The sequence below is a fragment of the Fenollaria massiliensis genome, from assembly GCF_000312505.2.
GTDB classification, from domain to species: domain Bacteria; phylum Bacillota; class Clostridia; order Tissierellales; family Peptoniphilaceae; genus Fenollaria; species Fenollaria massiliensis.
The window spans coordinates 80,062-99,791 of the sequence record NZ_HG326228.1; the positions used below are offsets into that span (position 1 = coordinate 80,062).

Sequence of the window (19,730 nt, forward strand, 5' to 3'; positions counted from 1 at the left end):
AATTTAGGAGGGATAATAATGAAAGATATTACAGTTTATACAAGTACAACTTGTTCATTCTGCCACATGGTAAAGGATTATCTAGACAGCAAAGGATTAAAATACACAGAAAAGAACATTGCAGAGGACAAAGAAGCTAGGATGGAAATGATGAAGATGGGCTTCACAGGCGTTCCAGTTGTAATTATTGGTGATGAAAAGATACTTGGCTACGACAAAGCAAAGATCGATGCAGCATTAGAAGACTAAGATATTTATTAAAGTATGTGCCCTTTGGTGCATACTTTAATATCTTTATGCAAAATATGAGTCAAAAGCCTTAAAGCCATCTAAATTATTCTAGCTTTTATTAAATTAATGAAAAGCATAAAAGATAATTTAAGGAGGAAATATGCTAGACAAATTTGGATTTGATTTATGGGCCGAGGATTACGACAAAACAGTTGAAATCTCAGAGAGCGAGGACGAATATCCGTTCGCTGGATATAAAAGCGTTCTTGCCTACATCTACGACGCCGTTAGAAAAATGAAGGCAAAAAAAGTTCTTGACATAGGTTTTGGTACGGCGATACTTTCAAAAAAACTTTATGATGATGGTCTTGAGATACATGGTCAAGATTTTTCAAAGAATATGCTCGATATAGCACAAAAAAAGATGCCAAAGTCAAAATTATATGAAGGCGATTTCACAAAAGCCTTAGACAAGAATATATTGAATGAAAAATATGACGCGATACTCGCGACATATTCAATTCATCATATAATTGATGCCGAGAAAAAAGATTTTTTAATGACGCTAATCAGTTTATTAAACGATGACGGCAAAATTTTCATTGGTGACGTAAGCTTTTTAGACAAAAAATCATTGGAATCTTGCAGAGAAAAGTCAAAGGATTATTGGGATGATGACGAGCATTACATTGTTTACGAGAGCATCAAGAAAGATTTCCCAAAGGCAATTTTCGAAAAAATAAGTTTTTGCTCAGGCGTTTTGATATTAGAAAAATAATTATTAAAGTATGTACCTTTTGGTGCATACTTTTTTTATGGATATAGATAGACGAAGAAAAAAGGTGGAAACCCACCGAAATTCTTCGAGTTAATATATTTTATTTCTTACAAAATAGTAACAATTAATGAAAAGCCATTTACAATGCACTTTATTGTGATATAATAAAGTCAAGGAAGTGATGATATGAAAAAGTTTTTACTTATAACAATGATATTCACAATGCTAATAAGTGCCTTTGCCTGTCAAAAGCCAAATGAGGCGCCAAATGAAAAAAGCGAAGCAAACGAAACAAAAGAAACAAACGAAGCAAACGAAACAAACGAAACAAATGAAGCAAATGAAGCAAATGAAGCAAATGAAGCAAACGAAGCAAGTGAAATAGACGAGACTAATCAAGTGGACGGAGGAGCTCTAATACCTGCTGTCATGGTTAACGGCAAATTATACAAGGATACTGGCGTTTTAAATAACTTAGTCAAATGCGGCACCATGGACGGCAAAATCGAAAAAGTCGTTCCTACAAATGAGTTTCCAAAGAACGACGGTGAGTCAAACTTTGGCAAGTGCGAGTACCAATATTCTGACTATGGCTTTTTAACTGTTGAGTACAATGACAAATATCATTTGTTCTCGACTGGAGACAATTGGAGCGAAACTAAAAAATATGTCACAAATTTCACAGGAACTGTAGAGGAAGTAGTATATGACGAAAGTGCAAAGGCTGCTACTATGCTTAGAATAAAAGATATAGAGGTGCCTAAAGAGTTTAAATATGTTTTCGGCAAAAATACCGAGTATCCAAATCCATTCTTAGTAAAGCTTGATAATGTAGTCGTTCAAAAGGACAGAGAGCCAATTGATCCAAAAGATATTGAAGGTAAGGAAGTTATAGTCTACTTTGACGGCACAGCTCATAACACAGAGCTAGAATCGAGCGCACTAATTACCATCGATTCAGCTTATGAAGTAGAAGTTCTAGACTAAGATGGACGGTATAAAAAATATTTTCGCGGAAGGATTTAAGACTAAGGATATAAAAAGAAAATTAATTCTGAGCCTGATATACTTAGTAGTCACTGGACTAATCTATCTTGTAACTAAGCTCACTGGACTAATTTTTTCAGTAAACTTGATTTTTATACACATAACACTTCGAGGGCTTTGCTTCGGGCTATTCTTGCTAGCTGCAATATGGATAATTTATGCTCTATCACTTATTTTAGATGCACGTAAAAAAATTATTCCTAGAGTGATCATCTCATTAATAATTGCGGCAATTGTGTTATTCACAGCATTTGCAGGACTTATGATCGGCCTTGGCGCTGATACTTACTACGAATTTATTTCGGACGATGGTAAAAACATAGCCGTAGTAAGCGAATATAACTTTTTATTTAGCACGACGCTTAATATGTATAAAAGAGAGAACTTATTCTTCCTTCGTAAGATCGAAGACGATTTCTTCACAGGCGACCAAGGCTATGTCTTGGGCAGTGATGCCTGTGAAACAGAGTGGAACGGAGCTGTGTTTAAGATTGAAATTCACCAAAGGTTTGGACCATATAATTATGAATACAATTTAAATGATTATTAATGGCTTTCGTATGAGAGCCATTTCTCTTGCCAAAATTTATCCTAAGTGATATAATATATTTATAAGCAATATACTTTGTTAGCAGGGTAAATTAAGGAGGAGAAAATGAAGAAGAAAATTTCGTTATTATTAGCAGTTCTTATGCTAGTGACATTTATGCCTATGTCAATGGCTGTGAGCGAAGAAAGGTCTATGGAAAGTTCTCAAAAGTTTACAGTTAACGGCGAGGCGGCCCCTATCAGAGCTTATATCATTAATGGCAAAAATTATTTAAGGCTTCGTGATGCAGCTGCTGCACTTAAAGGAACTAAGGCACAATTCCAAGTTGACTATGACAAAGAAAAAAATCTTGTTATGATTGAAACTAATAAACCGTACGAAGATTTATCAAATACCAAGATCTATTCATCACAAAAAAAGCTTTGGGCAACTATGAAAGATATGGACGTGCTTTTTAATGGTAAAGAGAGAAAACTTAAATCTGCTTTTATTATCGATACAAATTACATCGAACTAAGAGATTTGGCTAAACTAGTTGGTTTTAGCGTTTCTTATGACGCGCCTACAAAAACTGTAGCAATTACATCAGATAAAGTTAAAATGCCTTGCTTACTTGATTTTGAGCTAGAAGACTTCGATGGTAATAAACGTAACATTGCCGATATATTAGCTGAGCATGAATACACTCTAGTTAATGTTTGGTCGACTGATTATGCACAATGCAAAAAAGAACTTCCTGACTTAACAAAGCTTGCAAACGATTATAAAGGCAAAGCTGGCTTCCTTGGCGTTATTCATAACATTGAGCCTCTTACTAGCACATCAAGTGATTATGACAAGAAGACTAGAGAAGAAAATATAACTACGGCAAAGGACTTATTAAACCAAGCTTATGCCAAATATGCCAATCTATGTCCTAGTCAAGCGGCTGAGAAGTATTTTAATTTTAAGATCAAAGCCTTTCCAACAGTTTTTATCTTTGATAGCGAGGGCAATATTCTCGAAACATTTATTGGCGTTGGCGCTCATGGTTTCTACGAAAAATATGAAAGAGCATTGAAAAAATATATTAAATAATTATTAAGGGCTTTCAGATGAGAGCCCTTTTAAAATTATCTTTATGCTTTAATCGCTTCTAAAGACCATTCACGTCTTTATTTTTTTTATTTTTGTGATATAATATTTATAATTATAGTTTAAAGGAGGGCGAGATGAGCGAAGCTTTATACAGAAGATTTAGACCCAAGACTTTTAACGAAATCATCGGTCAAGATCACATCACAACCATACTTAAAAATCAAATACTACTAAGTAGACTATCTCACGCCTACCTATTTACCGGCACGCGCGGAACAGGCAAAACTTCTCTTGCGAAGGTTTTTGCGAGAGCAATAAACTGCCTTAATCCACATGATGCCGAGCCTTGTAATGAGTGCGAGAACTGTCTTGAGGCGATAAGCGGCAAGGCAGTCGACATCATAGAGCTAGACGCTGCGTCAAATAACTCCGTCGACAATATTCGTGAGCTTCGTGATAAGGCGATATATCTACCAACTAAGCTAAAATACAAGGTTTACATCATAGACGAGGTTCACATGCTATCTAAGGGTGCCTTCAATGCGCTTCTTAAAATACTTGAGGAGCCACCAAAGCATCTGATATTCATACTTGCAACGACAGAGCCAGAGAGGATACCTAAAACAATAATTTCACGTGTTCAGCGCTTTGATTTTAAAAGGATAGACGAGGATCTCATCGCAAAAAATTTATCTCGCGTTCTTGACATCATTGGCAAAAAATATGAGGACGATGCAGTTCAAATCGTTGCTAGAGCAGGCGCTGGCTCGATGAGAGACGCTTTATCCATGCTTGAGAGCACCATCAGCTACTCAGACACACTTACTAAAGATAGCGTCTTGAAAGCCTTGGGACTGCTTGATGAATCCTACTCAACTAGCATAGTAGAGGCGATATTCACACGCAATCTTGAAAAATATTACTTGAGTTTAGATAAGCTCTTCCTTGATGGCAAGGACGAAGCGATGATTATAGATGGCATAATTAAGGCGCTTAGAGAGATTTTATACGACAAAGTTAATAAAACCCACAAATATAATTTCAGCTTTGACATAAAGCTTATGGACATCATAAACGCGATCGACATCTACATGGATTATCTTGAGAGGATGAAATTTGTCAAGGAAAAGCGAATTTTCGTTGAGATGGCGGGTCTTAAGGTCATGAGCCTTGACAGCGACGTTATGAATATGAACTTCGATAGGAGTGTCACAGTTAGTGATTTAGCACATCCTGCACATCCTGTTAATAATAATCAAGTTAATGGTGATGGCAGAGCCACTTCGAAAAATACAGTTCAAAACAGTCAAGACGACTCTTTTGATGACTTAGCAAGCCTTGAGATGGGCATGGTGGACTATGAAGATGAAGGTTTTTATTTCACAGAAACAGAAGAAGAGCCCAAAAAAGAAATAAAAACAAAACACAAGACAGAATCAGAAAATCATACAGAGCACAGAGAAAAAACACAATTCACTGAGACTGAGAGATCAGAAATTGAAACATATTTTGACGAAGAGACACAAGACGAAGAAGAAACTCATGAGACTGAAGCTGATAAAAACATAATCCAAGATGAAAATGAAGAAAAAACTATTGACCTAGATGAAGATGAAGCACCAGAAGAAGATTTTGAAAAAAACAAAGCGCTTTACGATAAATTTTTGAATGATGATGAGATGAAAGTACTTAAAAGCATTTTCACAGATTTTGAATATTCAAAAACAGTTTCCGGTGTACTAGTGCTTAAAAAGTCTCGCGACATAGCTCTTGACACAAGTGTAGCTCTTGTCAACATGAACAAGGAAGCTATATTAAAAACTATAAACAAATATTTTAACGATATAATCGATATTAAAATTGAAAGCTCCGACCAAGAGAAAAAAACTCTCAAACTTAGAGAGGACCTTAAAGAATTTTTGGGCGGCAAGCTTATAATTAAGTAGGAGGTAATTATGAAAAGAGGATTCCCACAAATGGGCGGCAACATGAATAACATGATGAAGCAGCTTAAAAAAGCACAAGAAAATATGCAAAAAAAGCAAGAAGAGATTGAGGCTACTACATTATCAGTAGATAAGGGCATGGTAAAGGTTGATATCACTGGCAAAAAAGAGATCACAGCCATCACTATAGATCCAGAAGTAGTTGACAAAGACGACGTTGAAATGCTTGAAGACCTAATCATGGTCGCAGTGAATGAGGCTATCGCAAAGGCTGAAGACCTTATGAACACTGAGATGGGCAAATTAACTGGCGGCTTAGGTATTCCAGGACTATAATGGATAGACTAGATAAGCTAGTTAAAAATTTAGAATCTTTTCCGCAATTTGGCTCGAAGTCATCGATAAAGTTCGCTTATTATCTTTTGAATAATAAGGACAAGGCTATGAGCCTAGCGAAGGATATCGAGGAGACTCTTGAAAATATTCACAGATGCAAAATCTGCTGTAACTATAGCGAAGCAGACGTTTGCGGCATCTGCTCTGACGATGAAAGAGATCACTCTACCATCTTAGTAGTAGAAAAAGAGGAAAATGTTATGCGCCTTGACAAAGAAGGCGGCTACAACGGTCTTTATCACGTTTTAGGCGGCACCATCAACATGCTTGAGGGCATAGGACCAGACGAGATTAATATGGCTGAGCTATTCCAAAGGATTGATGGCAGCGTGAAAGAAGTAATCATTGCGACTGATCCAGATGTTGCGGGCGCTGTGACAGCAAATTACATCAAAGAGAACATCCCAGACAAGAGCGTTAAAGTGACTAGGATAGGTACTGGTGTGCCTATGGGCGCTGACCTAAGCTACTACGATGCAGAAACTATCAGAAAGGCGATCGACAATCGTGTCGACATGTAATATGAAAAAATTAGCAGTTATTGACTCAGGTATAGGGGGCTTATCGGTTGTTCGTGAGCTTCTTAAACTTGATAATGAAATTGAAATAAATTATTTCGGGGACAATATCAGAGTGCCTTATGGCAATATGAGCCGTGAAGAAATTCTTTCCTGTATGGGAAATATTTTGGACTTCTTATATAAAAAAGGCGTAACTGACTGTCTTGTCGCTTGTAATACCATGAGTAGTGCGATATTAAATACTGATTATACTCATAAAATTAAGCTATATAATATAGTTACGCCAGCCATAGACGAAGTAAAAAGGCTCCATCTAAGAAAAGCGGCTATACTTGCGACAAAATTCACCATTGCCTCAAAAGAGTACGAGAAAAGGCTCAAAGCGATAGGGACCGATGAGCTTTTAGAGATGGCGAGCGCATCGCTTGCAGCTCTTATCGAGAACTTTGATGATAACAGGGACATCATCGAAGAAGAACTTCTTGATTACAAGAGGCTTATTGATGAAGGCGGCTACAAAAACTTAATTTTGGGCTGCACTCACTACGAGTTCATAGACAGCATTTTTAAAGATTTAATGCCCGAAGTAGAATTTATAAGGCCTGCGAAGCTCTTAGCTGAGAGCTTTGATACGAGTGGACTTGAAAAAGGGGATTTTAATATCTACACGACAAAGGGCAAAGAAACTTATATCAAGAGTCTAAGGACGCTTGATATAAAGAAAAAATTAAATATTCAAGACTATATAGAAATCTAGGAGGAACCATGAAAAAGATTGATTACAAGGAGAAAGTCAAAGAACTCCATCTGACAAACTTTTTAAGAGCGGAAGATGGCAGTACTGACACGCTTCTTTCAGATGTTTTCATAGACAACAACTCTCTTCCTGAGCTTTCCATAGACGAGGTTAGACTTGAAAAGAAATTCTTCAACAGAAACTTTTCTCGTCCTTTTTACATAAATGCGATGACTGGCGGCACAGAAAAGGCGCTTAGAATCAATGAGATTCTTGCTAGGCTCGCAAAAGACTATAATATACCTATGATGCTTGGAAGCGAGAAGATTGCTGTTGTGGACAATAAGTTTCCTGAAACATTCACCATTGCACGCGAAGTGAACAAAGACGGCTACCTTATAGCCAATGTCGGCGCTACAGCGGATTTAGATGTGATGAAGAAGGCAGTTGAGCTAATTAATGCCAACGCCATCGCCATACATCTAAATGCCTTTCAAGAGCTTATCAATGGTGACGGTGACAGGGATTTTACTAGCTATATGAAAAATATCGAGGCGGCACTTAATTATTTTAAACTGCCAATCATAGTTAAAGAATGCGGTTTTGGTATGAGTCAAAGAAATATCGATGATCTTGCCAAGCTCGGTGTCAAGTACATCGACATATCAGGCGCAGGCGGCACAAATTTTGCTAGGATCGAGTCCATGGCGAACGCTGCCGAAGATTTCTCAGATATATTTGACTTTGGTACGCCAACAGCACTCTCTATACTATATGCAAGGGAGCTCAAGAAAAAGTATAAATTTACTTTAATCGCCTCAGGCGGTATAAGGACTGCGATGGACGCTTTCAAAGCCTACGTTATAGGCGCTGACGTCGTTGCACTTGGCGGAGAGTTATTAAAATACGTTTATCACGGCTCTTATGAAGCTAGTAAAGATTACTTGGATAGCTTTTCAGAAAAGCTTAGAAAGCTGATGCTCATCACATCTTCACGCAACACAGGCGAGTTAAAGCATGTGAGATACAAATTAAAAGGCAGACTAAAGGAGCTTTGGGAGGATTAAATGAAAAATGACAATAAAAGCATAAATCTATCGATGCTAGCGGACTACTACGAGTTCACTATGGCAAACGGTTATATTGCTAATGGCGTAGAAAATACAGAGGCAGTCTTTGATATGTTCTTTAGAAAAGTGCCTGATAATGGTGGCTTCGCCATCGCCGCAGGACTTGAACAAGTCATTGAATATATAGAAAATCTTAAATTTACAGACGATGATATAGAATATTTTAAAAGCAAAAAAATATTTTCAGAAGAATTTTTAGATTTTTTAAGAAATTTTAAGTTTACCTCTGATGTATGGGCGGTTGAAGAGGGTACACCAGTATTTCCACAAGAACCCATCATCATAGTCAAGGGACCTGTAAAAGAAGCGCAAATCATGGAGACGATGATACTTCTTACTATAAACTACCAATCCTTGATAGCGACAAAAGCAAGCAGGATAGTTAGAGTCGCTAAGGGTAGAGCCGTTTCAGAATTTGGCTCAAGACGTGCTCAAGCGAGCGAAGCGGCGATACTTGGCGCAAGAGCAGCCTACATCGGCGGCGCTAAAGCTACTGCAAACACTATCACAGACAAGTTCTTTGGCGTTCCAGCCACAGGCACCATGGCTCACTCGTGGGTACAAATGTTTGATACAGAGCTAGAAGCCTTTAGAGCCTACGCAAAAGTTTATCCAGACTCATGCGTTTTACTCGTTGACACCTACAATACACTCGAAGAAGGCATACCAAACGCGATAAAAGTTTTTGATGAACTTAGGGCAAATGGCCATGAAGGCGTTGGCATAAGGATAGACTCAGGCGACCTTGCTTATCTATCGAAAAAAGCAAGAATTATGCTTGACGAAGCAGGCTACCCAAATGTTAAGATCATGGTCTCAAACTCACTTGATGAGTACGTGATTAAAGACCTTCTTGGTCAAGGCGCACAAATCGATGGCTTTGGTGTTGGCGAAAGACTCATAACATCAAGAAGCGAACCAGTTTTTGGCGGAGTATATAAACTTGTATCCGCATTCAAAGACGGAAAAGAAATATACAAGATTAAAATTAGTGGCGACGTTGAAAAGATAACTACGCCAGGCTTTAAAAAGCTATATAGATTATATGACAATGAAACAGGCAAGGCACTTGCAGACTTAGTTACAACACACGATGAAGAGATCGATTTTACAAAAGATATCGAGATCTTCCATCCATTATACACATGGAAGAAGAAAACACTTTCAAATTACACAGCAAAGCCGCTTCTAAAGAAAATTTTCGATAAAGGTAAATTAGTATATAATAAGAAGACAATCGATGAAGTGCAAAAATATTCCTTAGAAGAAGTCGATAAGCTTTGGGACGAAGTCAAAAGACTTGAAAATCCACACGAGTACTACGTTGACCTTAGCAAAAAACTTTGGAAAATCAAAAACGATATGCTTAATAAAGAAAATTAATATAGTAAGCTCTTTGAGGTAAAGCCTTGAGGAGCTTTTTTATGCCATTTTATAGCTGTATGTTTATGAAGCCAGCAATATAAAATTTTAATTCGTTAAATTTGTAAATGTTTTGTAAATATTTTCGCTTTTCGTAAATGTTATAATTATTTCGCAATCGCAAGTAATATATGGCAGATAAAGCCTGAATTTACTAAGCTTATGCATAATTTATACACAAGCCAAATATTTAGGCTTAAGAGAGGAGTTTTAAAATGAACAAATTAAAAAGAATTATTTCCCTAGCATTCATCATTGCCTTTGCACTATCACAATTCGAGTACGTTAAAGCAGAGAGCGTTGAGGCAGATATGACAAATGCGCAAAACGCAGAGACAGTTGTAGCTTCAGAAGAAGTAGAAAAAGAAGAAGTAAAAGAAAAAGCAAAAGAAGAAACAGTTGCTACTTGTAAAACACATGACGAGGCAGTTGAAGAGCTTACAAAAGCTATGGATGAAAAGATGTCTAAATTAAACGAAAAAAATGATGACTATATACTTAGAATTAATAAAGTTGAAGAGCCAAAAGATTATCAAGACCAAAGCTTAGATCCAGCTAAACATAAAAGTCATTATCAATTGTCTTTTACAATAATAAACAAAGAAAAATCATTTTCTGAGATCGACATGACAAACCTAGCAGAACTTATAAATGATTTATATAAAGAAGATAAAATAGATAGAATAAAGTTTACACTAAACAAAGATGAAGGAAGCAATCTAAAGGATAAACTTGCTAACTTAAACGATGAGCAAAGAAAAGTAGAAATTAACGCCTTAATCAAGCGTGGTTTAATAAACTCTATGATACTTGGAGAGGGCAGAAAGCTTGGAACTATAGACAACAGAGAAGGCGGCATAAGACTTAGTAAAAAAGCATGCGATGACAAAGAAGCCTTCCTTTGGTTAAGAATACCATTTAGAAATGCAATAGTTAACGAGATAAAAGATAAAATTGAACCAAAAGACATCACAGTTAATAAAAATGCTGATGTTAATTGGAAAGACGGAGTTAAAATAAAAGATGGTGTAGCAGACCCAGAGGATGGTTACAAAAAACATATAAACAATGCTACAGTTACAGACGAGTCAAAGAGAGATACAAACACAGCAGGCGAAAAACTTGGCAAAATCAAGTTAAAATTCACAGACGATACAGAATTAACACTAGAAAATCAAAAACTCATAGTGAAAGAAGATAAAAAAGCAGAAGAAAAAGAATTGCTTCCACAAAGAAAAGACAATGAAAACAATAAATATGACAGATACGATAGAAATGATAGATACGATAAATATAATAAAGATAAGAAAAACGAAAGCAATGAAAAAAATACAAAACTAAGTAAAAACGATAAAGTAGCTAAAGAAACAAAACCAGAAGAAAAAGCAGAAAAAACAGAAGCAAAGCAAGACCACGGCATATTAGCGCCAGCACAAGCACTTAGACTAGTTCAGCACAAAGACCTGCCACAAGGCGAAAGAGGCGAAGCTACTAGAGAACTTATCGCAAGAGGCATACTAAGCGGCGTTTCAGATACAGAGTTTAAAGGCAAATTAGCCATCAATCGCGCCATGCTAGCACAAGTCCTTATGACAATTTCCAAAGATAAATCAGTAGGCTTCATCGACTACGAAGACATAAAAGGAGACGAGTGGTACGCAGACGCTATGACATGGGCGCTAACACACGGAATTTACAAAGGCTACACAGACAAAACAGTTAAGGCAGCGCAAAACATCACACGCCAAGAATTTGCCTCAGTTATCTATAATTTCATAAAAGAACACAATATCAATATGCCAAAAATTAAAAACTTTAATTACAAAGACCAAGACCAAATCGCTTCATGGGCACTTAATCAAGTTAAATACCTTGACGAGATAGGCCTTGTTAGTGGCGCTAGCACAGATACTTACAACGCAAAAGGCACATACACAAGAGAAGAACTTGCACTAACAATATATAAAATTATTAAATTCATAGAAAATAAATAATTATATCAGCTCTTTGAGACAATATCTCAGAGAGCTTTTTACGTTTTCTTAACAATCAGGTGATATTATATCTTGGGTGATATTATGGAAGAACTTAGTATAAATTTTTCTGCTCTGCATTACTTTAAAAGGCTGCTGCTCTTTGTATTTGCAATATTTCCAGCCTTTACCATCGGCTTTGCAATCCTAGGAAGCCTAGTCGAAAAAGGCGGCATATTTCAATGGGTTATAGTCCTTTTCTTCTTTTTCTTTGTGTTTATGGTTTTAAACGCACTCAAAAACGTCATCCTCCTTATATTTAGAGAGGAGGCTTTGGTTTTAAAAGAGAACGTCTTTGTAGATAAATTCTCCAAATATAAACCCATCAGCATAAGCTGGGACGATGTAGATGAGTTTAAAATAAAAAAGACACAAAATCAAGAGCTGATGGACGTTTACACACTTCACATAAAGTATAAAAATCTTGATAAGTACAAAGACATCAAGGCCATAAACAAGGTGAATAAATATTATAATGCGAGAGATACAGTAGAAATAGAGCTAGATTTGGCAAACCTTTCATACAGGGCAAATGACTACGAGATACTTGAAAAGTACTACTACATCGTGAAACATAAAGGATAGCTTGACAAAATGGGCTAGCTGTTATAAAATCATCTTAATAAAGGAGACTAGCCATGCTAAAAGAAAAGCCTGTAATACTGTCAATCTCAGCCTTAGACTCAAGCGCCCTAAGAGGCGTCGAGGCAGACGTCAAGACAGCACTAAAACTAAATACCTACTGCACAGTCGCGACAACATGCGTGACCAGCCAAAATACACAAAGGTCAATCTCAAGACTTGCCCTTTCCTCGTCCATGGTCTACGACCAGATAAAGGCAGCGAGCGAAGACTTTCACATCGGATGCGTCAAAATCGGACTCATCTCAAACATCAATCAGGCAAAAGCAGTCAAAGACGCACTAGATAAATACTTTAATGACGTTCCAGTCGTACTAGATCCAGTCATCGCCTCAAAATTCGGTCATATATACACAGATTCAGAAACACTTGACTATATAAAAGAAAATATTTTCGATAAAGTCACACTAATTACGCCAAATATGAAAGAGGCAGAAGTTTTATCAGGAATGAAAGTTACTACAGTTATGGAAATGCTCTCAGCAGCACAAAAACTTCATGACAGCTACGGCATAAACGTTCTGATTACAGGAGGCGCACTCGAGGGCGAGCTAAAAGACGTACTAGTTATAGATGGTATGGAAAAAATTATAGATAGAAAAAGAGTCGATAGACAAGCCTTCGGTTTAGGCGCAACAGTCTCAACCGCCATCGCCACATATTTAGCAAAAGGCTTTGAAATGGAAGAAGCAGTTAGATTTGGGCTAGAGTATTTGACACTATGTTTAGAAGAACGCATAAATTTAGGCAAAAATGAGGGTGCGATTTGGCATGTATAAATTATTTCATAAATCCACCCCTATATAATAAGGAAGAAACTTTATAAATATAAATTATGCTATGTATTTTTACATAGCATTTTTTGTATACATTTTGTAAACAATTTCGCATCGCGAAACGGTTATACTTGTATTGTAGAAAAGAAAGGAGAAAATTATGAATAAATTAAAAAGAATACTATTTACATTTTTTATATTTGCCTATTTACTCGCACAGTTCGAGTCAGTCAAAGCAGAGAGCGTTAAGGCAGAGTACACAGATGCAGCCAATACAGAAGTCATCACAGAAGTATTGAGTGCAGATAAAAAACCAATTGACATGAATAATGCTTTAGTGACAGAACCAATTGCATGCGATGAGGGTTATGGCACAGCACGCGAAGACTTTGTTCCATAGAACATAATCAAAGAAAAAGCCTTAGACGAAACAGCCCCTATATAATAAGAAGAGAATAAAAAATAATTCATTTAGATGCTAGGAACTTACCTAGCATTTTTCGTTGTAACAATTGGGTACAAGTTATACATTTGAAAAAATAAAAAATAGAAAAATAAATTTCTAGCACATCTATGTAAATAATTGTTACATTTATGTTAAATTATAAAAAAATATTGCCTTTTGAAAAATTATGTGCTATAATTAAACCAAATCAGATAAGATTTTCTGTGCCACCAGAAAAACTTCGTTAAAGACATACTTAGCAAAAGTATTTCACTAAATTGCATGCAAAATTAGGGGAAGAACTTGCTAGGCTTTCAATCATTTACTTAAAACTCAAGCAATTATTTCGATTATAGACGAGTCGGTGGCACGACCCGTCTTTTTTAATGACTTTAACAAAGTAAAGCGAGCGGCACAGAGATCAAAAGCGAGAGAACTTGTGCAAAGCAAGAAATACGAAAGGAGTAATTATATGCAAACAAAAAATTATTTGCGAAAAACACTTGCACTAGTCATGGCATTTTTAATGATAGTGACTATGATGCCAGTGAATGTTATGGCTGCTGATCCAACGCCTAGCGGATCTGGTGGAGAACCAGTAGCAGTACCAGGAGGCACATCTACTAGAGCAGTAGACACGCCTGACTGGGAAGTAAGTGATGAAGAGGCGAATAGTGAATATTGGCCGCCATCAGCTCGTAACAGGCTGGTAGAACCATCTAAAGGGGACTTTATAAAAAACCCAACAATAGAGTATGGTGGATCTTATAATTATACAGACCAAAATTCAAAAGACAGAGAAGTAATTAAACTTTTATACAAGACTAATTCAAGCCCTGGGGGAGCTTGGAAAAAAATGCTTCTTAAATTTGATAAGACTTTATACCAAATGATTGACTGGGATAGCAGCCAAACTGGAGTTTGGAAAAACCCTTCAACTAATAGGGGTCCAGCAAATCCCTTGCATTTTAAGACCGGCATAATGACCTTCACACTAGAGCCAAAAGAGAGGGCAGGTTCTACAAATGTAGTAAGCTTTGATATTGATAAGGCTGGCTATAAGGCAAATGTATTAGAAGCACCTATGCACTTTGTACTCAAAGATCAAGATACACTAAAAAGTGCAAATCTTCCTACTAGTATTGAAGAACTAACTAAGGATAGAGAGCCAATTATTCAAATGAGAATAACAGACAAGAAGTATGAGAGAGTCCGTATGAATCCAACTAAACATAGGAATGGATATTCAACTTATACACCTTCTACTGTAATACCAAGAAAAGACTACAGAGTAGGGCTTATTCCACAATCTCAACAAGACAACGCTGTACCATGGATTTATGCCCAAGACTCCTATATTTCATACGACAAAAATAGGGGATACGTAGACCTTACTATAAGGCACAATAAAGCTACCTTAACTTCATTAGCTTTTGATCCATATATAGGCCTTCGAACTGTAATGGAAGATAAGTTTTTCAATATCTTAGCAGGTAGTTCTTATAAAAAACCAGATGGAACAGAAGTAGCTGAAGATTCAGGTGCCAAAATAGCTGATGTATTTCTTCTAAATGCTGATGAAGATCCTTATGGAAGAGGGTCAACTTATGAAAATCCTATAACTGAAAGAAAAATATCAGTCCTAAGAAGTCAAATAAATGATGGTAAGGATGGCCTAAAATATATACAAGTAGTAGGATCTGACTATAATAAGACAGATTATGAAAGTAATATAAAAACTCAACAAAATGGAAAGGCATTGGATTTATTAATCAATGGAGCAGTTGCAAACAGTTTAAAAGGTGTGGCTACAGTTGTTAGATTCTATGTACAACCAGATAAGTTTGACAAAATTATTAACGACTCTGACCTTTTAGATATGACTTTCTATACAACTTTTACTATGCAAACAAAGACACCGAAGGACACTTTCACTGGCAAGGTGGACAAAGAGAGAGTTTTGAAACAAGGTGATGAACTGATTCTAGATGTTGGAACTAATGAATTTGGTATATCTTCTGCTGCAGGAGATAGAAAAATAACTATGGAAGTTGGAAAGAGACCTCATACTGTAGTCTTCAATGCAGAAGTCAATGCTTTTGGAGGAACTTCCTTATATTGGAAAGACAAAACATCTTATTGGTGGAGAATTCCTTATGACATGACGCTTAAAGAAGGAACTCCAATTAAAATCTATATGGAAGGGTTAAAAAAGCCAATAACAGAAGTTAGATTTTATAAGAATAAGGACGAGCAAGCAAAGGGCAATAATGGCGATTTCTTTACAATAAAAAAAGATGCTGAAAAAACTGGAGATATGCAATATGCACGTTTTGCAGGCAACTTAAAATCACCTCATGTTGTGAAAACGCAAAATGAAGCTTCAATCCCTGAAATATTTACAGAAGATAATATTATCTATGGTCATACAAAAGTAGGTAATGCAATTGTTAGAGCAACAGGTCTTGGAGTAGATAACACATTGCTAAAACAAGCATATTTAACTGATGAAGAAGATACTTTTACTACGGCAGGTTCAGGGGATAATGAAGAAGTAATAATTGACCAAAAGAGATCACAAGCAGTAATTGTAAATAAAAAAATGGAATTTGGTTATGAATTCTCTACAAAAGATGCTATTAATCCAAAAGATCCATTGGGAGCAACAACAGGTATTACTAATAAAAAGTACAAGATGTTAAAAGACGCTCCAATTGCGTTCACAACAGAAGATTTTTCAATCAACGCAGTTGAAAAACTTCCACCAATTATTGAACAAGTTCAAGCAAAAGTTAAATTTGACTTAAACGGTGGATATTTGGGAGATGATCCAGCTGCTGACAAGGCAAAGGACCCAATAGTTAAAATTGCACCGCTAAATGAAAACTATAGATATGTAGTTGGAGAAGACAAATTCCCAACAACAACTCCAAATCCAGCCTATAAAGCCAATGCCTTTGTAGGTCCAAACAGAAGGATGGTTTATCCATTAAAAGATGATGGAAATGGAAAATTAGTACAAGATACTAGTGCAGAAAAAGTTATGGCATCTCACACAGACCAACCACTTGGTGGAGAAACTTATCAAGCAGCTTTTAATAGATATAATGATGAACTTAAGAGAAGACTTACTGAAGCAGAAGCCCTACCAACAGGATTAGGAGCACCAAATGCTATTCGTAATGCAGCTATTAAAGAAGCCCAAAAAGATATAGATTCTTTTAAGTTATATATCGAAAGATTCTACACAAGCAAGGGCATAGACATCACTAAATCTCAACTTTGGTTAAGAGAATTCCCAGGAAAAGAATCTCAACTTGAATTGAAGACAGCGGATCCAAAGAATGAAGAACAAGGAAAAGTATTCTTAGGCTGGTCTACTAGACCTCTTACAAAAGAAGAATCAGATGAATTCGGCTCATTGACAGAACTAACATATGTTAAGCAATGGGAAGATGTAGATAAAGCCCCAATTGATAAAGCTACAGCTTATAGATTCACAGAAAACTCTCCTATTGACAAGGAAAGAACAGTTTATGCAGTATGGGGCCAAGCAGCAATTATCCTTCACTCAAACACAATTGTAAATGGCGAGTTAAAAGACACTACTGTTATAATTCCATTTACGAATGATGATAAGGAATATACAGTAAATCAAATAGATGCAATTACATCAGGAACAATTACAAATCCAGTCAAAGAAGATTTAAAGAAGAAATCTACTATTAAGAGAATACCGCTTGTACCATACAAGTGGGATTCACAAGCAAGTTCTTACGACTCAAGATTTTTAGACTTTGCTCAAAACAGAAGTACCTTTGTTGGATGGACAACAACTCAATACAAAAATGACGCAACATCTGGATTTAAGGCAGGTCTAAACAACCCTAGATTAGCTGACCTAGATGCAGGTAAGGTAGCAGATACTGGCAGTGAAAAGAAATCTTTTTTAAAGAAAACTGAGATGCTGACTTATCTAGTTGATAACCCAGTAGTTTCTTACCTACCTAACGGTATGGACCTATATATCCACGAATCCTTAGATGACATAATGAAAAGTGGTAAGCAAATTCACCTATATGCAAACTACAGACCATATTTCAACGTAAATGTTAAGCCAAGATATATGAAGATAAAAAATAAAGACTATGCAGATATAGATAAGGATGGAAACTATGGTGAGTATGATGGTGACGTTGAGGTAGACAAGAAACATGATATAGATGTAGCGCTACTATACAGAACAGCAGTTACTGACTATAGCGACCCAACAGTTGCTCAAACTGCAACATACAACGCTATAAACGAAGCGGACCTAATATCAGGCGATAAACTGATAAAACATTTTGTAGGCACATCAAAAGAAACTCTGACATGGAGCGTACCAGGATTTGATAAAGACGGCAAGAGACTTTCTTATGTAGCTATGGTTCTTCCTAAAGGTAAGACAGAGGCAGATTACAAAGCCTTCAATGAAACAAAGTGGAAAGACTTTGGTATCACAGTAAACGTTAGAAAGATTATAGACTGGGACCAAGTAGCTGACGCAAATGTACCAAAGAACCTTCATAGAGACGCAGGAGATATATACGGAGGCAAACTTGCCAAGACTCAAGTATTCACAGAGAAACAAGTATCTACAAATAAAACTGACGCATTTACATCTGCAACATCTAGAAAGTCAGATATAAGACAAGGCTCAACTAACGAAGTTAACGGCTACACAATAGTCATGACAAACACACCAGAATCACTTACAAAACCTATAATCAAGACTCTATTTAATACAGATACAGCAATTAAACTTGATACAAGCAATGTAAATGTAGACGATGTTAAGACAATCACGTTAAGAGTACCAACAACAGGTACAAACTTTAAAACATACACATTTACAAAGAATGAATCTGGCACATTTGTATGTAGCGACACTAGCATAACTGCTACAGTAGATGCAGCGACAAAAGAAATTACAATATCTTCTTTCACTTTGACAGATCTTGCAAATAAATTCGTGTATGCAACATATGCAAATGATGCAGTAACAAGTGAAGAAGGCAACGAAATGATTCAGAAAAGACTTGCCTCTAACGAAGTAACAGATTTTGAACAAGTTGAAAACAAGGGTGACAAACCAGTTGTTGAAATGACTATACCGGGAGGCTCAGGAAATCCAGCCAACCCATCTAAGGGAACTAAGTATGTAGTTGAAAAGTATGATAAAGATTTAGGCAAATGGGTACCAGTATCGGATGAAAAAGTTCTCGGCGACGAAGACAGACCAGGAAATAGGATAAAGCTAGATATTACAGGCACTGTAAATAATAATGATCAGTTTAGAATAAAAGCGGAAGAACCTAACAAGACTCCAACTAGTTCTTTAAAGCCTAAGAACTTTGATACGCTTGGACCAAAATTAAGAGGTGAAGCAAAAGACGATGCCTTCAGAATGTTTATAGACATAAATGCTATCCTAGACGAATATCCAAGAGAGGGTAAAGTCAAAGTTGAAGTTGGAACGAAAGGCCAACCTGGAACTAAGGGAAACATTGTCATAGAAGATATTGATCCTACTAAAGAATCAGACAGAAAATATTTGGTTGAAAGACTAAGTTATATACCAAGAAACAGCATTCAAGGCATTTGGGTCACAGCTGAAGATAAATTTGGCAACAAGACAGAAAATGAAAAACTTGCTTATAAACCAACAAAACAAATAGAAGTTCAATATCTAAACTTCAGAGCCAACAAAAGTAAATTCTATATGTTTATAGAAGGAACAGAATATAAAAAAGCAAAAGTAAGTTTAACTGTAATTCGTGGCAGTGAAACAATTGTACTCGATCAGTTTGAAATAACAAATGTAAATACGAGATATACACTTACAAGAGGCGGACAAACATTCAAGCTCCAAACAGGTGATATCTTAAAAATCAAAGCAGTCGCAGATGACGGAGCTTACACTAACCCACACGAAATTACTATTAAATAATTTATAGT

Annotated in this window: 16 protein-coding genes; all 16 read left to right on the forward strand. The window is 36.3% G+C overall.

Annotation, left to right across the window (positions count from 1 at the left end):
* Positions 1–18 precede the first annotated feature (18 nt).
* Positions 19–249 (forward strand): glutaredoxin family protein, encoded by a 231-nt coding sequence (locus tag BN30_RS07345; RefSeq protein ID WP_019214860.1) that lies wholly within the window; start codon positions 19–21, stop codon positions 247–249.
* Positions 250–391: 142 nt separating this feature from the next.
* A complete protein-coding gene (locus tag BN30_RS07350) occupies positions 392–1,009 on the forward strand; it encodes a class I SAM-dependent DNA methyltransferase (RefSeq protein ID WP_019214861.1) in 618 nt (205 codons plus the stop codon).
* A gap of 186 nt (positions 1,010–1,195) precedes the next feature.
* Positions 1,196–1,996, forward strand: coding sequence for a hypothetical protein (locus tag BN30_RS09690; RefSeq protein ID WP_019214862.1), 801 nt, complete (start codon positions 1,196–1,198; stop codon positions 1,994–1,996).
* Between the two features lies 1 nt (position 1,997).
* Positions 1,998–2,606 carry a hypothetical protein gene (locus tag BN30_RS07360; RefSeq protein WP_019214863.1) on the forward strand — a complete coding sequence of 203 codons (609 nt, stop codon included), beginning with the start codon at positions 1,998–2,000 and terminating at the stop codon, positions 2,604–2,606.
* A 105-nt stretch (positions 2,607–2,711) separates the two neighbouring features.
* Positions 2,712–3,683, forward strand: coding sequence for a redoxin domain-containing protein (locus BN30_RS07365; protein ID WP_019214864.1), 972 nt, complete (start codon positions 2,712–2,714; stop codon positions 3,681–3,683).
* 134 nt (positions 3,684–3,817) lie between these two features.
* On the forward strand, positions 3,818–5,629 hold the full coding sequence (gene dnaX, locus BN30_RS09695; protein ID WP_019214865.1) for a DNA polymerase III subunit gamma/tau: 1,812 nt from the start codon (positions 3,818–3,820) through the stop codon (positions 5,627–5,629).
* A 6-nt stretch (positions 5,630–5,635) separates the two neighbouring features.
* A complete protein-coding gene (locus BN30_RS07375; RefSeq protein ID WP_026880709.1) occupies positions 5,636–5,965 on the forward strand; it encodes a YbaB/EbfC family nucleoid-associated protein in 330 nt (109 codons plus the stop codon).
* Positions 5,965–6,546: a recombination mediator RecR gene (recR, locus tag BN30_RS07380; RefSeq protein ID WP_019214867.1), complete on the forward strand. Its 582-nt coding sequence runs from the start codon at positions 5,965–5,967 to the stop codon at positions 6,544–6,546. The genes BN30_RS07375 and recR overlap by 1 nt, the downstream gene beginning before the upstream one ends.
* A 1-nt stretch (position 6,547) precedes the next feature.
* A complete protein-coding gene (locus BN30_RS07385; RefSeq protein ID WP_019214868.1) occupies positions 6,548–7,303 on the forward strand; it encodes a glutamate racemase in 756 nt (251 codons plus the stop codon).
* Positions 7,304–7,311: 8 nt separating this feature from the next.
* Entirely contained in the window at positions 7,312–8,349 is a 1,038-nt protein-coding gene (gene fni / locus BN30_RS07390) for a type 2 isopentenyl-diphosphate Delta-isomerase (protein ID WP_019214869.1), read from the forward strand.
* A complete protein-coding gene (locus BN30_RS07395; protein ID WP_019214870.1) occupies positions 8,350–9,795 on the forward strand; it encodes a nicotinate phosphoribosyltransferase in 1,446 nt (481 codons plus the stop codon).
* Positions 9,796–10,049: 254 nt separating this feature from the next.
* Positions 10,050–11,828: an S-layer homology domain-containing protein gene (locus BN30_RS07400; RefSeq protein ID WP_019214871.1), complete on the forward strand. Its 1,779-nt coding sequence runs from the start codon at positions 10,050–10,052 to the stop codon at positions 11,826–11,828.
* A gap of 84 nt (positions 11,829–11,912) precedes the next feature.
* The gene (locus tag BN30_RS07405) at positions 11,913–12,452 is read left to right on the forward strand and encodes a hypothetical protein (RefSeq protein ID WP_154648852.1); all 540 of its coding nucleotides are present in this window, start codon (positions 11,913–11,915) and stop codon (positions 12,450–12,452) included.
* Positions 12,453–12,505: 53 nt separating this feature from the next.
* A complete protein-coding gene (thiD, locus tag BN30_RS07410) occupies positions 12,506–13,288 on the forward strand; it encodes a bifunctional hydroxymethylpyrimidine kinase/phosphomethylpyrimidine kinase (protein WP_019214873.1) in 783 nt (260 codons plus the stop codon).
* Positions 13,289–13,445: 157 nt separating this feature from the next.
* A complete protein-coding gene (locus tag BN30_RS07415; RefSeq protein WP_019214874.1) occupies positions 13,446–13,685 on the forward strand; it encodes a hypothetical protein in 240 nt (79 codons plus the stop codon).
* Positions 13,686–14,202: 517 nt separating this feature from the next.
* Complete coding sequence (locus BN30_RS07420) at positions 14,203–19,722, forward strand: hypothetical protein (protein ID WP_019214875.1); 5,520 nt, start codon at positions 14,203–14,205, stop codon at positions 19,720–19,722.
* The last annotated feature ends 8 nt before the right edge of the window (positions 19,723–19,730 follow it).